Annotated in this window: 7 protein-coding genes; 3 read left to right on the top strand and 4 right to left on the bottom strand. The window is 60.3% G+C overall.

Features of this window, described 5'->3' with window-relative positions; all coding sequences use genetic code 11:
• Nucleotides 1-22 precede the first annotated feature (22 nt).
• Nucleotides 23-2,101 (top strand): AAA family ATPase, encoded by a 2,079-nt coding sequence (locus GGQ67_RS24180; RefSeq protein ID WP_183902656.1) that lies wholly within the window; start codon nt 23-25, stop codon nt 2,099-2,101.
• Between the two features lie 7 nt (nt 2,102-2,108).
• On the opposite strand, the gene GGQ67_RS24175 is transcribed toward GGQ67_RS24180, so the two are convergent.
• From GGQ67_RS24175 to GGQ67_RS24165, 3 genes are read right to left on the bottom strand one after another with little or no spacing between them, the layout of a single operon-like run.
• Nucleotides 2,109-2,621 carry a hypothetical protein gene (locus GGQ67_RS24175; RefSeq protein ID WP_183902655.1) on the bottom strand — a complete coding sequence of 171 codons (513 nt, stop codon included), beginning with the start codon at nt 2,619-2,621 and terminating at the stop codon, nt 2,109-2,111.
• 12 nt (nt 2,622-2,633) lie between these two features.
• The gene (locus GGQ67_RS24170; protein ID WP_183902654.1) at nt 2,634-4,571 is read right to left on the bottom strand and encodes an AAA family ATPase; all 1,938 of its coding nucleotides are present in this window, start codon (nt 4,569-4,571) and stop codon (nt 2,634-2,636) included.
• A 39-nt stretch (nt 4,572-4,610) separates the two neighbouring features.
• Nucleotides 4,611-5,228, bottom strand: coding sequence for a hypothetical protein (locus GGQ67_RS24165; RefSeq protein WP_183902653.1), 618 nt, complete (start codon nt 5,226-5,228; stop codon nt 4,611-4,613).
• A 449-nt stretch (nt 5,229-5,677) separates the two neighbouring features.
• On the opposite strand from GGQ67_RS24165, the gene GGQ67_RS24160 reads away from it, so the two are divergent.
• Together GGQ67_RS24160 and GGQ67_RS24155 are read left to right on the top strand one after the other, a co-directional pair.
• The gene (locus tag GGQ67_RS24160) at nt 5,678-9,079 is read left to right on the top strand and encodes an STY4851/ECs_5259 family protein (protein ID WP_183902652.1); all 3,402 of its coding nucleotides are present in this window, start codon (nt 5,678-5,680) and stop codon (nt 9,077-9,079) included.
• Entirely contained in the window at nt 9,076-15,177 is a 6,102-nt protein-coding gene (locus tag GGQ67_RS24155; protein WP_183902651.1) for a DEAD/DEAH box helicase, read from the top strand. Before GGQ67_RS24160 ends, GGQ67_RS24155 begins: the two co-directional genes overlap by 4 nt.
• Nucleotides 15,178-15,365: 188 nt before the next feature.
• Here GGQ67_RS24155 and GGQ67_RS24150 read toward each other — a convergent pair whose 3' ends face one another.
• Nucleotides 15,366-16,082 (bottom strand): hypothetical protein, encoded by a 717-nt coding sequence (locus tag GGQ67_RS24150; protein WP_183902650.1) that lies wholly within the window; start codon nt 16,080-16,082, stop codon nt 15,366-15,368.
• Nucleotides 16,083-16,238 lie beyond the last annotated feature (156 nt).

The following is a 16,238-nucleotide window of genomic DNA, read 5'->3' as shown; positions in this document are numbered from 1 at the left end:
TTGACGGACTTCAGGTGAAAACTTGTTCGTTGTCTTGCTCATATCGGCTCCACTTTCTCAGAAGTTGGAGCCTCCGGCAAACCCGGTGCGGTTCATAACCGCACTCATAGGAGTGAACGAGTCGGGAAAGACAAATCTCCTTCTGCCCCTATGGAAATTCAATCCCGCGCGCGAGGGTGGCCTGCATCCGACATCGGATTATCCTAAGAAGATCTTTGGGCCAATCAGGACAAATCCGGGCGCCTACAAGTTCATAACCGTCGAGTTTGACGCCGGCAGTCTCGCTCCCCGTATCGCCGACATTACGGGGTTCCCGGCCAGCCGACTTGGAACAGTTCAGGTGTCCAGATTCTACGACGGCAGCTATACCGTCGATTTCCCTGATGCTCGGATTGAACGCGACGTCGCGGCGGAGAAAGTGACATCGCTCCTTCAGTTGCTCTCCAAGGACATTGAAGGAACTGAACCACTGAAATCGGAAGAAGCCCAAAAGGCTGCGTACCTGGATCAGATCCGGAAAGGATTATCATCGGTCTCCGGCGATCGGCTCGATGGTGGAGCGATCGAAGCTCTCTCGGAGTTGCTTAGCGCTGCAATCCCTGAAGAGCCGCCCAAGACCAGTACGATCTCGCCGCGGTATCGCCAAGCTGTCGACGCGCTGGATTCCATTCGGGAAAATATCGAGCAGAAGGATCTCGGGGAACAGCCAACCGTCAAAGAGATCGTCGTCGCGAATCTTCCGACCTTCGTCTACTACTCAAACTACGGCAATCTGGATTCGGAGATTTACCTTCCGCACGTTGTCGAGAATCTGACACGTACCGACTTGGGAACTAAGGAGGAGGCGAAGGCGCGGACTCTGCGTGTCCTGTTCGACTTCGTCCAGTTGAAACCGGCTGAGGTACTGGAGCTGGGCAAGGAGCACGAGGCGAGCCGTGGGGGACGCCCGACAGACGATCAAATTGCCGAGGTCGCGGAAAACAAGCGCGAGCGTTCGATCTTGCTTCAGTCGGCTAGCGCTTCCCTGACAGACGAGTTTAGAGCTTGGTGGAAGCAGGGCGATTATCGCTTTCGCTTTGAGGCGGACGGTAATTTCTTTCGGATATGGGTCGCCGATGATCGACGGCCGCAAGAAATCGAACTCGAAAGCCGTAGCACGGGGCTTCAATGGTTCCTGAGCTTCTATCTCGTTTTCTTGGTGGAGAGCGCGAAGGAACACCAGAACGCGGTATTGTTATTGGACGAGCCTGGCCTCTCGTTGCATCCGCTAGCGCAAAGGGACCTTTCCGAGTTTTTTGACAGTCTCGCGAGCACGAACCAGATTCTGTACACCACTCACTCACCGTTCCTCGTGGATGCTGACCGCCTAGATCGGGTTCGCAAGGTGTACGTCGACGACGATGGCACGACCAAAGCGACGCCGGATTTGCGGGAGGGTGGCAACGAAAAGACAAAGAACGGCGCCTCCTATGCCGTTCACTCCGCACTGAATTTGACGATCGCCGAAAGCCTGATGGTGGGGTGCAAACCGGTCATCATCGAAGGGCCTTCGGATCAACACTACCTTACGGCCATGAAGATAATGCTGATCCATGCGGGAAAGATCGGACCCGCTCGGGAACTCGTCTTCCCGCCGTCTGGTGGAGCAAGAAACGCCAAGCAGATTGCCAGTATGCTGACAGGACGCGACGACGATCTTCCACTTGTGCTCTTGGACGATGACCGGCCAGGCCAGCAAGCTGCGCAGGAGTTGAAAAACGGCCTGTACATGGAGTTCAAGGAGAAGGTTCTAAGTGTTCGCGACTTCACGGGCATGGACGGTAGCGAAGTGGAAGATCTCGCGCCGCCTGATGTAATTGCCCGGATCGTCGACCGACTATACAAAGACGCCGAGAACGACTTCGAGAGCTGTCTGAAATCAGGTCCGATAGTTCCGCAAATACAAAGCTGGGCTTCGCGGGAGGGCATTGAACTCGAGAACGGATGGAAAGTTCCTCTTGCCCGCCGAGTGAAGCAGCATCTCCTCAACCAAGGTATCGAGAAGGTCGATATCGCGGTTCAAGAAATGTGGATCAAGCTCTTCGAGGCTTTCGAAAAATAGCGAAACGTCATTGTCTACAGAAAACAGGGCATCGAGACCGTCCCGGTGCCCTGTCCGCGTCGTCCCTTCCCTCCTGAAATGCCGTCCGCAGCTCGCTCCAAACAGGATTCGGAAACGCCCACCTCTCCGCATACGGCCGCCAACCGAAGAAGATCCGCGCTTCATCCGACATCTGATCCCGTATGGATTCGATTTCTTCTACAACGGCCGTAACTTCCCGCAGGAACGGCAGATTTCTCGACATCCGGTTCAGGTCGTCCTGCGCCATCGACAGGTCTTCGTCCGCGTCGATGAAGTCCTGGTCGAGGAACTGAAAGACCTCCGAGGCCTGGCGACCGCGCCGATAGGCGACGTGCCGTAGGTCGTCGAGGATGCGGTCGGCAGCCGCCCTGTCGAAACGGGCGCGCCCCCTCGACCGGAACAGGGCCGTCTTCAGCCGTTCGAAGTGGGCGGCGTCGCTCAGGCCTTTCCAGCCGGTGACCTGACGGGGCCGGGCCGTCGTCATGGATTCGATGCTCATGCTGTCTCTCCTTTATCCGTGAAGACGTTGTCTGATCTTTCGGCGCCTCGTCTTCGGCGTCGGCATGTCCTTTTTGTTGTCCGGCTTCAGGCCGTCGACGATCTGTTGTCCCGTCAGATGCCCTGCCCCGATCAGCTCCAGCCAGAGGCCCTCGACCGAAGTCCGGTAGGATTCGACAATGGTCTTGGCGCGGGCGAGCTGCTCCTGCAGGACGGGCTCGATCCTCTTGAGCAGCGGGCCGTCGACCCTGCGCGCGCTGTCGATCAGCCGCTCGTCGACGCCCGCCGGCCAGGAAGCGAGCATGCCGTTCATGCCGAGATGTCGGTCAAGGATGATCGCAAGGCGTGTCGCCCCGTCGAGGTCGGACGCGACGCCGTCGCCGTGATGACCGACGAAGACCTGCTCCGCGGCCATGCCGCCCATGTGGATGGCGATGTTGTCGAGGTAGAACTGCTTGCCGTTGTTCGCCAGTTCTCCGCCTTCTAGCACGGCACCGCCGAGGATCTGACGCTCCAGCGAGGCCGACGCCCTGCTCTCAATGGAGACGCCCCAGACCTTCCTGGCGCCCGTGGCGACCGCAACGACCGCATGCCCGAGCTCATGAATTGCCAGCGCCCAGCGGAATTTCTCCGAGAGTGGAACGCGACCGGGAAGACTTCCCATGATGTCCGCGACGGTGACCGCCCTGCGGTCGCGGCGGGCGACGCGCCGGGCCAGCCGGACGATCCGCGCGATGTCCGCGCCGGTCAGTCCGAAGCTGTCCTCGGCGAACTGGTCGAAGTCCTCGTCCAGCAGGTCGCCGCGCAGATGGTGACGAAGGATTCCGACACGCGCCCTGGCATCCGGCAGCGGCAGCCGGACATGGTTGTCCAGCCGGCCGGGCCGAAGGATTGCCGGATCGATGACGACCGGGTTGTTGCAGGCGCCGACGACCACGACGCCTTCTCTGTTGACCGTTCCGTCGAGGCATTCAAGGAAGGAGTTGATGACCTGCCGGACGTAGCTGCTGTTGTGGCCGTGGTCACTTTCGCGGTCGGTGAATCCATCAATCTCGTCGATGAACAAGATCGCGGGGGCTGCCTTTCGGGCATCTTCAAACGCCTTGAACATTGCTCGCTGCATGTCTCCCAGATGGCCCTTTGCTTGCCAGCGGGCAGCGGAGCCGACGACGAGCTTCGCGCCGCAGGTGTTCGCAAGCGCCTCTGCATAGATGGTCTTGCCGACGCCCGGCGGCCCGGACAGGAGAAGGCCTCGGTCGACGTCGCTCCACGAGATGCGGCCGTCCTTCCAGTCCTTCAGGTCCTGCTTCAACTGCAGCCCCCACTCGCGGGCCTCGCCGTAGCCGCTCATGGATTCGAGGCGAAGCTCCACATCGTCGTCGTCTCTTCGCACAGGCGGCGGCTTCCTGGCGTCGTGCGGCGCCTCGGGGCGCATGACGAGCTGGGCCAGCATGCGGCCGACGCTGCGCCCCGGACGGACGACCGCCCGCTGCATCTCGTCGTCGAGCAGCAGGAAGATTTCCGCCTGCTGGTCGGTCAGCCGGCCGCCGTAAAGCAAACGGAAGACGCCCTTCACCTGATCGGTGGTCGGCGGGTTCAGATGAACAACGACGTCGGCGGCGAGCCGGGCGGCCACCGTGATCGAGGCCTCGTCCGGAAAGAGGATGACGACCTTCTTCTCGTCGAGCGCGTTCGCAATCTGCCTTGCCGAGTTGAGCGGCTTCTTCGCGTCGAAGTCGACGATGGCGGCCGTCCTTCTATAGCGGTTGGTACTGCTAAGCATGGCGTCGGCGGCGCGGAAGTATGGACCGATGTCGGCGTCGGGCGGGATGACGACGACGGCGACGAACGCGTCCGCCCTGAGCAGCGGCCTGATGGCGCTCCTGAGAGATGCGTACGCGAGCTGTTCGGGAAGACCGAAGCGCTTCCGCGGAGTGATGTGGTTCTTCATGGACCTGTCCTGGATTACGTTGAGACGACATGGGCGGTCTCAATCCCGTATCCGGCGGACGGACGTCTCGGGGCCGATCAGGGCGTCGTCCAGATCGACCTCCAGGAATCCTTGGAGGATCAACGCGGCAAGGCAGGCCATCGGCCGGCCCTCCCGGAACGCGGAAAGCGCTTCGGCAACGGTCAGTGATCCCATCTCGTCGAGCGCGGCGAGGATTCGTACGCGGTCGCCGAGCGGGCATCTGTAGAAGCCGTAGCGGAGTAAGTCCTTGGCGTTGGCAAGGCGATTGCTGTCGACGAAGTCGTTCATGGCGACCGGACGGTAGGCATGACCCAGCCGGCCGACGGCAAGCTCGATCCACTCAGGTGGCCTCGGTAGGCCGTCTGCGACAGCCACCATGAAGGTGCGGTCGTCCTTTCCGGTGACCACGAAGTCGACGCAGTAGGTCTCGCCCCCATACGACAGCTCGACGCCGTCGCATGTCCATCGGGCGACATCGGGGTCGACGTCGAGAAGGCATGCAAAGTCGCGGGCGTCCTGGCTGCGGAAGACGGGATGCCCGACGCATTTGACGGTGGCAAGCGGGTAGTAGAAGCGAGGAGGCTCGTTTCGCGGGACGACATCGCCCGGCGGCCTCTCGAAGGGACTGCTCTTCATGGCACCCTCGTGAACAGAATACGGAATGGCGGACGCCGGACGAGCAGGTCCGGCAGTCGTCAGCGTATTCGTGCCGAGGCGAAATGAGCGATGTAATACATGATGGCGGAACAGATAGAGAACGAACGCAACGGCGTCAAGCCGCTGGCAATCCCTTTTTCGAGTGGTTGCCCAAGATGCTCTTCACCGTGAGATCCTCCGAGAGCAGCCAAATCTCCCTTCAGGCGCTTATCCGTCGTCGGCGCGGGCGGCGATGGCCTTCGCTGCATCAAGCGGATCTGTCTTCCGTCGAGAACCACCGATGGCCACGCCAGCAATGCTTGGGGGTGTCCGGGGCACTTTCCGCCGGCAGGTCGACGCGGCAAACTATTGGTGATGCGACATATTGCGAAACTTATTCAACTTAAGATAACTATTGTTGAGGAAACTACGATGCAACCGGGGGGAAGATGTTGCGTCTGAGGGGATATACCGACGCGGAGCTGAGGAGCGAGTTCGCGCGGCACAGAGACGATCTTGTCCAGCTCGATGCCTTGAACCGCGAACTTAATAGCCGCGACACAGACGAGGCGTTCGACCTCCAGATAGAGGTGGTGCAAGTCCTCACCAACCTCCGAAAAGCCGCGCAGACTAATACGAGAGGAGATGCTGTTGCTGCCTGGCTGAAGGCTTTTCTCCTGAGCCGCCGCATGTCCGCAGCCGACGGGCGTCCTCTCCATCAATATCGAATGTCGGATGCCGAATACGAGAGCGCACGCTTACTTCTCAAGGCGTCGAGATTCAGACTTGATCGGGACGATGGTCCGGCGGCAAGTCTGTTTGTGGCCTTCTGCGCGGAGTGGTTTCGGCGCGAAGCGACCTCATTCTTCCTCCGCTGGGATGCCCTTGCGCCGGACGTATTCAGCACCATTCCCCATAGCCGTCGTCGGAACCTCGTAGAGGTTGGGCTCAACTATTGGAAGCGCTCGCTGATCAAATCGGAGACGGCAACAGAGTTCTTGCTTACGATTGCGATCGAAGGCGGCATCTCGGCTCACGTGATCTCGGAGTATGGTTCATCGTGGCTGGCAGAATATCTCCGTAAACTGATGAGGTTCGCTCTAGCGGAAGGCAACCGTGACCATGTACGGGGCTTCGCCGGCGACATGTCAAACGAGATTCGGATTTCGTTTCGGCAAGACGGCTTCATCGATCTCTGTTGTGAACTCATCCTGAAGCTCGTCGAATGGAAGCGCGTCGCGGATCAGGGGCCGCCGGGCGTCGATCCGCTTTCGTTTCTCGACGCCCGCCACCCAGACTGGAAAGATTCGCTCCCGATCTACATGCCGGCCGACGACGACCGGATCGCGAGGCGCCTGCTGAGCGGACTGCTTGTCGAAAAGGCAGGCCCGTTGGGTGGTTCGGGAATCACCGTGGACCGATACCTGAAGTTTGAGGACGGCATCTGGCGGCCGGCGATTGCCCTTACCGCAGACGGCGAAGTCTCGCCTGGCAAGATACCAGGCGTCTCCAGTACCAGGCGGTGGAAGGCAATCCCTTCCGGAAAACTTGCCAACTATCTTCCCAGCCAGATTGCGCTCTTCGAGCCTCCGACGGAAGATCAGCAGAAATGGCGCGTCAGGTCGCTTACGCCGCTCGACAGGCTTCTTGTTGGAATGCCCCTCGCGCATACCGTCACGGTCAATCTGACGAGCGGCTCGGAGGTTTCCCCGATCGCTTGGCCGGGTGGTGCCGCGGTCACCTCACCAGTCTTGTCGTTCTTACCGATAGAAGTCGCGGAGGGCGATGCGCCGAAGACGCTGCGCCTGATCAAGACGGGTTCCACGAGCTTGCCTGCGAGCAAGATTTACGTACTCGTCCCCAGGGAGTGGCGAGCCGTTCCTGCGGAGGGAACAGAACCCGGTCCGATTTGGACCGCTGAAGATGGTGGGGTTCTGCACGAGGTCACCGGCACTGTTTACTTTATGAAGCCGGGCGCCGATGCAGGAGAGCGCTACCGGATCGAGGCGAACATGGACGCCCGCCAAGAGTCCCTGATCCTGTCGTCCGCCGGCGAGGTTTCGATACACTCGGAAGACGGGATCGAAACCTTGGCAGGTCCAGTCACGCTCGGCATCCTGTCCGAAGGTGCTACGCGAGCCCCGGCGCCGGAAGAACTTCTGATCCGCTCGGTGGACGATCGATGGAGACCGATCACGGATCGAAAGATAACTGCGCCTGGAGCTTATGAAATTTCCTGGCGGGATCCAAAAGCGGACATCCAGCTTGAGCGCCGAAGGATAGCGATTGTTCCATCGGGAGGTCGTATATTCGGGGAGATGACCGGCGCGCAGGAAGGGCGAATTGTTCACGAGCGGCTTCCCGGATGGCGGGTTGACGTCACGGGTGAGATGACCGCTCTGAAGAAAACGGAGGGAGAACTGCAATTTACGATGTCGGGAAAACCCAGATATCGCATTGAGGCGCTTCTTCATCCTCCCATGGGTCGCCCGTTCAGGATCAGCGTCCCTATGAAGGTTCGCGAAGCAGCCATCATCCTTGCAGACGGCTCTGTGGTAAGCGGCGGGCAGACAATTGACGTAACCGCGCTCCGAGGGGCCGTCGCAGCGTCTCCGCACGCCACGACCCTGACACTTTCTTCTCGAACCGACCGTTCGAACTCCATGCAATTTCGATTTGCTGGGGAGTTTCCTCTGGCCGCCTTGAAACCGGCCGTCCAGGAGATGATGGCGCCGATGAACGATCAGGATGCCATGCTCGAGCTCGAGTTTCTCGGCGAGACAAGGATTCCGATACGGCTCCGGAAGTACCGATACGCTCGCCCGATCATGGTCGGAGGGGCCGTCGTGTTCAGCGAGAATTTCAGCGCCCTTCCCGTCGCGAAGATGATTCTTCAACCGGCCAAAGAGCACCTACTTCAGCGAAAACCCGATGGGAGCTTTGAGATTCCAGATTGGTGCCATGGGCCTTGCCTGGTCTATCTGCGTGATGGGCCAGATATCGTGGCCCGGCCGCTCGTAGTGAACCGCCCGATGCGCGACAATCCCACGACGCCGCTACAGGCAGCTCTAGCCCAGACCGAATATATTCGATTGAAGGTGGAGGTGGGCGCAGCCTTGGACGACCTGTCGGAGGGAAATCTTCCATCAAACGACGTTCGTCTGCTCGTCGATATGGCCGTCAACTTGAACGGCATGCCCGCTACCGGCTTTGTCGCCTTGCAGGAACTTGCTTCGCGACCGAAGGCTCTCCTGCGACTTCTTCTGAGCGCACCAGCGCAAGATCGCCAGGCCTTGTGGGCCCTACAGCAGGAGCTTCCATTTTTGTGGCTTGCTCTCCCGTCAACAGCCTGGTCGCAGGTGTTAATGTCAGAGTCTGACGCTCTCCACGCCGCCCTCTTCGAAGTGCCGGACGACGTGCGCTTGCCAATGATCATGACGCACCTCACGGGGTTAAGGGAAAAGCTGGTTGAAATCGAGCCCGCTCTCGACTCGGTTTTCGTTCGCGCCGGGTTTCCTCCGCTGGAAAAGCAGTCGCTTGATGTCGTGCTACAGGGGTTTGTTCAAAGCCAGAGGATGCATGATGACGAAACACTGACGCCCGTAAGGAGAAATCCCGTCCTAGAAGACCTCAAGAAGTCGGCTATCAGCCTTCCTGAGGACTTCCACCGCTTCAGCTTCGAGGAGTTCGAGTGCATGGCCGCACCTGCAGCGCTAGCGGCCATCGCGGCAGGAAGGTTGAATCTGTCAGCGACGACAGAACTGATCGTGCGAAAAACTCTGAGAGAACATGCGCACTTTGTGTCGTGCGCCTACCCGCATCTATTGAAATTCTATGAGGTCCAGGCGTGAAGCCCTTCAACACTCTCTCCGACATCCGCGCCAGATCCGCAGAAGCTATCCTCTCTCAGTCCAGCGTACGAAACACCGCGTTGCTCGGCCACCTGCGGTCGATGTTCAATTCGCCGTCCACGGCAGAGGGAGGCCTGCTCCAGCAGCCCATCGTCGAAGGCGCGCATCCGTTCGTTCCGGCGGACGTCGACATGGGCGGAGTGGATCCATCGGTCCTTCATCCCGATTTCGTTGCTGCAATAGACGCCCTCCCAAATGGCAGCGACTACCGCTTCCCGAAGAAGCGCCAGCCGTTCAAGCACCAGTTGGAGGCATGGAGACACCTCTCGAGTACGGGGAACCCTCAATCTGTCCTCGTCACTTCTGGCACCGGCTCGGGAAAGACGGAATGCTTTCTCTTCCCCATCCTCAGCGACCTCGTCTCGCAAGCGAAGGGTCGGTCGGCGCCGCTCGAGGGCGTGCAGGCGATCATGCTCTATCCGCTCAACGCCCTTATCGAGAGCCAGCGGGAGCGCCTATCTGCGTGGACGCGGCCTTTCGACGGCAAGGTCCGATACTGCCTGTACAACGGCGACCTGCCGAACTCGCAGCCTGCAAGTCTCCACCGAGCCACCCCCGAGCAGCAGGTCGACCGCGAGCAGCTTCGGGAAAGTCCGCCACCCGTACTCGTGACAAACATCACGATGCTCGAATACATGCTGGCGCGTTCCGAGGACCAGCCTATAATCGAGAAGTCCAAGGGAAAACTGAAGTGGATCGTTCTGGACGAGGCACATTCGCTTGTCGGAGCAGCGGCCGCAGAGATCGCGCTCCTTCTTCGGCGCGTCCTGCTTGCCTTCGATTGCAAGCCGGAGGATGTCCATTTCGTAGCCACCTCCGCGACCATCGGTAGCGGCGACGACGTTCAGAACCAGTTGAAGCGTTTCCTCGCGGATGTCGCAGGGATCAAGGATGCCAACGTTCACGTAGTCGAAGGAAAAAGGCAGCTCCCTGTCCGTCCTGATGCGCGAGGAAAGCTGCCACCTGCAGATACCTTGAGGAACTTGCCACCGTCGTCGCTATTCGATGCGATGTCCGCCGACGAGGCGGTTTGGAATTTTATCGAAAAGCAACTTTTCGTGGCCCCCCAAAACTTTTCGGAGTTCGAACGCGTTGGCCGTTCAGTCGGCCTCGATGCTGACGAATTCCTTGCCTTGCTTTCCACCGCGGCTCGGCCTCACCCCAGGACAGGCGAAGAGGAGCAACTAGCGCCGATGCGCATACACAGCTTCGAGCGAGCGGTGCCCGGCGTATGGAGTTGCATTAACCCGGCCTGCAAGGATTCCCCCGACGGATGGCTCTTCGGCAAGATCTTCCTGGACCGATGCGATACGTGTCAAACCTGCAAAGCTCCGGTACTCGAGGTCATAAGCTGTGTCGACTGCGGCGAGGTCGTCCTCGAGGCGGAGGAAGATGCCGCCAACGACCGGATCCTGCCGACGCGCCGCGTGGCGGAGAGGGACGAGTTCGAATTCGAAGCTGGTCGCGAGCAGGACGAGGCCGACGCCGACGAAAACGCGGAGTCTGACGAAGCGACAGAGGCGGCACTTCGACGGCGGATTCTAATCGGTCCTTCCACGGCCGGACGGTTTCGACCTTTGCATCTGTCGACCACGACATGGACGATCGAAGCAACAGCGACGAGCGAAACGGTCACCGTCGGGTCTGACCTCAAAGGCGATGCCTGCCCTTGCTGCAGCACCCCATCCAGGAACGGTATCGACAAGCTACTTCGCCCCATGCGCTTCGGGGCGCCCTTCATGATCGCCAATGCCGCGCCGATCCTTCTCGAGGGTGTCGACGCCTCCGGCAACGCTGCGGCAGTTCCATCGGAAGGCCGCCGCCTGCTGTCTTTTACAGACAGCCGACAGGGCACGGCGCGGATGTCTGCTAAAGTTCAGGCTGAAGCCGAACGAAACTTCCTGCGCTCTTTCGTCTACCACTCTGTCCAGGATTCCATGAGATCGGGCACCGCCGTAGACAAGGTCGGGCTCGAAACGCAGATCAAGGCTCTTGAGACCGCGGTCGCCGCGACGCCTATCCCAGCGCTACAATCCATGCTGGACGACGCGCGCAAGAAGCTTGCCGAGGCGAGCGGACCTAACATGGAAGGCATCCGTTGGGGGGAGATGGTCGAACGCCTGAGCCGGACGAGAGAAGTCAGCAACTGGCTGAAGGACGTCTGGGAGCCGCGCGACGACGACGCTCTTTTCCATGATAACGCCCGGCTCGCAGACTTCCTGCTGATGCGGGAATTCGCGAGGCGTCCAAGAACCGCTCTTTCAGTTGAGACTTTGGGACTGGCCCGTCTTCGTTTTAAAGAGATCGACGATCTGACGACGATGCCGTCCGCGTTCTCGCGGAGTGGAAAGTCTATAGAGGACTGGCGGGCCTTCCTATACGCCATGACCACCTTCTTCCTCCGCGCCAACGCGGTCGTCGATGTACAGCAGGGCGTCATGCGTTGGATAACGCCCCGCGCAAAACTTCGGTCTCTGCTAGCGCCTGGGGTGTCTGCCGATGGCGATAGGCGACGTCTGACATGGCCTGGGATACCCGGCAAGGCGATATCGACGCCGCAGTTTCTTCTCGTGACCGGCCTCGGTCTGGACGTCTCGAATCCCGAACATCGAGCGGACATCCTCGAATGCTTCGACCGCGCGTGGCAGCAGCTCCAACCGTTATTCAGCAACGACCCGACACATCGAGCTCTCGATCTTCGCAAGGCATATATCGCTCCGGTGGTTCAGGCTTATCTCTGCCCTTTAACACGGCGGGTTCTCGACGCCGCCCCTTTCGGGATCACTCCTCTCGGAAGAACCGCGCGACATGGCGCCCGTCGGCAGGTCGAAGCCATCGAACTCCCGCGTCATCCGCACCCGTTGATCGGAAGCCCCGATCTGACCAGGGATCGTGCGTCCACAAAGAAATGGCTGGAAGAATCCGACGTCATTGCATCGCTTCGGAACAGAGGCGCGTGGAACAACATCACCGACCGCGTCTCGATGTTCGCGGACTACGCTCGCTCGGCGGAGCACTCCGCCCAGCAGGACAGCTCACTGCTGCGTCGCTATGAGCAGATGTTCAAGGACGGCCAGATCAACATCCTGAACTGCTCGACGACCATGGAAATGGGCGTGGACATCGGGTCAGTATCGACGGTGATGATGACGAACGTACCGCCGTCGGTGGCCAGCTACAAGCAGCGTGTGGGTCGTGCCGGCCGCCGTGGCCAGCCGTACTCGCTCGCCTTCACGTTTTGTCGAGATCGTCCACTGGATCGCGAAGCGTTCACGTCGCCGATCAGTTACCTCAACAGGAGCATGGCGGCGCCGAAGGTTGCCCTGAGCAGCCGCCCCATCGTCCAACGGCATGTAAACGCCTATCTTCTACGCCGCTTCATGGTGGAACGCGGGGGCGATGCACTTCGAATGACGATCGGTTCCTTTATGGGAACGCCGGCGAGGCTTGGTGATCCACGACCGCTTATGGGCGAGCGGCCGGTCTCGATGTTCAAGGACTGGCTGGCTGCTCCGACAACGGCGACCGCAGTATCGGGCGATCTCGAGAAGCTCGTGCGACACTCCGTGCTCGAGGGCGAGACGCTCCTTACAGATGCCTCGCGAACGATCGTCGACGAGCTACAGGGCAATTTCGAAAACGAATGGGACGGCCTGCTCGCGCTCGCAAGGGACGAAGGTGTCAAGGAAGCCGGGAAGAGCCGGATGGGAATGGAATTGAAACGGCTCTGCGACGAGTTTCTTCTTAGCGCGCTTGCAGATCGCGGGTTCCTCCCCGGCCACGGCTTCCCGACCGGTGTGGTTACGTTCCTGCCTCACAAGCCGCGGAAGGAAGACCCGGTAGACGGAGGGCGGATGAAGAGACTCACGGGGCCGCAAAGATCGTTGGATCTAGCAATCAGAGACTATGCGCCGGGGTCGGAGATCGTGCTCGACGGTCTCGTTCACAAGTCGGCAGGCGTCCTCCTGAATTGGAAGCGCCCTGCCAGCGAGGAACACATCCGTGATGTCCAGAGTCTCAAGTATCACTGGTCTTGCGACCGTTGCGGCACTACCGATACAGCCCGCAGCCGTATGGCGGAATGCCCTGTCTGTGCGGCGACGGTCTGGAACCGCTCCTACATCCGGCCGGCCGGGTTCTCGGTCGACGTCCGCGACAAGGTTCACGCGGAAACGGATATCATTTCGTACGTCGCTCCAGAGGAACCGAGTGTTTCCGTACGAGCGAGCCCATGGACTTCCCTTCCGGTTCCGGAGATGGGACGTTTCCGGAGCAGCCGTGAAGGCGCGGTCTACTATAGCAACAGGGGGCAGACGAAGAACGGCTATGCGCTATGCTTGCATTGCGGCCGCGCGGCCCCGGATCATCAGGCTCTCGATGATGGTGATGCCGACCCCACGCTAGGTTCGCCGCTGGCGCAGCATCCACCCCTCCGCTGGAAACGGGGCGAGGATGCATCCCGATGCCAGGGAAATGACAATGCGTGGGCGGTGCGGCGAAACTTGGAACTCGGCTACGAGATCTCCACCGACGTATTCGAGCTTCAACCGTCCGCATCGCTAAGGAAGCCGGCGGCGACCGCCCTCGTGATCGCGATGCGCGAGGGTATCGCGCGGCTCCTGGGTATCGAGGCGGACGAAATGGGCTACGCCACCCAGACATCGGAGGGGCTTCTCGCTCAACATGCCCGGTCGGTATTGATCTTCGACCGGGCTGCGGGCGGCGCAGGTTTCTCAGCCTCCATCGCCAGCCGTCTCCCTGCAGTTCTCGGTGAAGCCCGCAAGGTGCTTGAGTGCCGGAATCCCGGTTGCGTTACGGGATGCGCGGCATGCGTGCTGGTCTCGGATGCACCCTTCGAAGACGGGGGCTTGGACCGCTCGGCAGCACTTCGCTTCCTGATGAACCACCTTGCCTTTCAAGATGCGTTGGAAGAAGAGGACCGCCTATCGCCGGACGCCGCAATTTCGATATCGGTGGTGGACGAGGTCGAGCGGAACCTTCGCGAGACGGCAAAGCCTACCGTGTACGTATTTCTCCCCGAAACTACCGACCCTGGACGGCTATCCGAATGGTCCGCAACGGCGTATCTCGACCGTTGGCGGTTCCTCGGCAACCGGGTGGTGATAGTCATACCAGACGACTTCGTTTCGCGTTGCGATACAGCAGGGCGCCTCGCGCTTTACGATCTCGGGCAACGGTTCGCGCAGGCGGGTGGCAGCCCACTGCGCATCGGCGCAGCCCCGGAGATCAATGGTCTGACCGTGGGTATCGCGGTTACGTCCCAGTCTGGAGTGAAGGTATGGGCAACACGAGATTCCTCATCCTGGGAGGCTAATCCAGAATGGGGCCAACCTATGTCGGCACCGATAATCATGGGTTCAACGAAGGCCGAAATTCAGACTACCGTCGTTGAGCTTGGAAGCCTTCTCCCCGCCGCCTCGTCCCACTTCGAGCGGATCAGCACGGAACTTGACCGAAGCCTCTCCCTCTTCGGTGGAGGCATGGCAAACCGGCTGCGGGCTCGTCTGGAGAGCGTCGGAATACCAAAGGCGCAAGCCATTCGAGGCATTTCCTACAGCGATCCATACATCAGGTCTCCCCTCGTTGCGAAGATGTTCATCGATACCGTCGCAGGATTGCTGAAGGGAGCGGCGGGGGTCGCTGTCGAGCTTTCGACTGGCGCACCTGGAGGGAAGCTCAACATGCCTTCGCGCATTTTCGATGACTGGAGGGAAAGCGTCGACGCCGAAGCGGTCATGAGCGAGTACGCCAAACTGAAGGGGATCGATCTGAAGATTCAGTTCGCTCAAGTGCCACACGGGCGATACATGACCATCGCCTTCGAGGGTGGAGCATCCGCCACCATCGTATTCGACCAGGGCTTCGGCGCTTGGCGAACGACATCGTCCGGGCATCTCGTGGCACACGACTTCAGGACATCGCCACGGCGTCAGGCGGAAGCCCTTTCGCGGTCGAGCGTCTCTGTCGCCAAGTCTGGATACGGCCCGACTTACATCGTCGCGTCTAAAGACAGCTAATCTCTTCCACTAGGGTTGAACCCCGCACCCCCTAGTGGAAGTTCCTTGCCTTGGCCTTGAGCGTATCGATGTGCAGGTCGCGCACGAAAATGTCCCGAGCTTCCGGAACCGGACGCAGGCGATCTCTCGAATCCGGACTGGACGTCTTGTCCAACCGGAGGGCGCTCCCTCTCAGACCGTCGTGTTGGTCATTCGTCGATCTTCACACGCACGCGGCTCTTGAATTTCAGCACGACCCCGCCCTTCTCGACACCGTCGTGAGCAGCCGGCGACCCGACAAGCTGAGGGGCGATCCATTCGACTGTCATCGGCCTGGTATTGTCTCCCTCGTCCGCGACACGCCATCGTCCAGGCCTCAGCCTGGCGGCGTTCCAGTCGACGTTCAGCTTTACCTCGTCGAAGCCAACCTCGAATATGTTCCCCTTGCGTGTGCCTGAGATCGCCGCGTTGTACGTCGTCATGCTCGCCTGCACGTCGGTGCGCGAGCGGTTGAAGTAGAGCAGCGCGTTCGCCGCAAGCCGCCCGAGATGCCAGAGGCTGGCCGTCGACGCCAGCTTCCGATCTCCGATCAACTGCAGCTTCGAGTAGTCTCCGGACGCGACGTCGAAGCCGTCCGGGATGATAAAAGCCACGAACTGCGCGAAGTGCGCCTCGAGAACCGACAAGCCATGGCCCTCCGCATCCGACCAAGTTGGGTAGTTCGTCACGAAGGTCATCATCCAGCCGTGCTCCGGACTGTCCACGTGCGTGATATAGACGCCCTCGATCAGGCTCGCCGGGTTGTTCTTGTCGTATTCCAGCGTCTCCCCGAAATGCATATAGACGGCAGACGAACTCAGTCCGGCATGGTCGAGCGTGACGCCATCCGCCCACGTGGCCTCAAGATAGGGGCCGATCTTCGACATGTCGTACACCGTCCCGCCGTTCTTCAGATGGTGGTCGCGAATGATAGAGAGGTGCCCGACGTGTCAATCGGCGTCGTAACGGGACCCCTTATCGGCTCCCAAAAGGGACCCCTGCCTCTAGTTGCATCGGGTCAGCGCGCGTAGGCCCGGGGCTCT

Source organism: Rhizobium metallidurans (assembly GCF_014196505.1).
Lineage (GTDB): Bacteria > Pseudomonadota > Alphaproteobacteria > Rhizobiales > Rhizobiaceae > Rhizobium > Rhizobium metallidurans.
The sequence above is the reverse complement of the archived record's forward strand: the minus strand, read 5'-3'. Positions and strand labels throughout refer to the sequence as shown.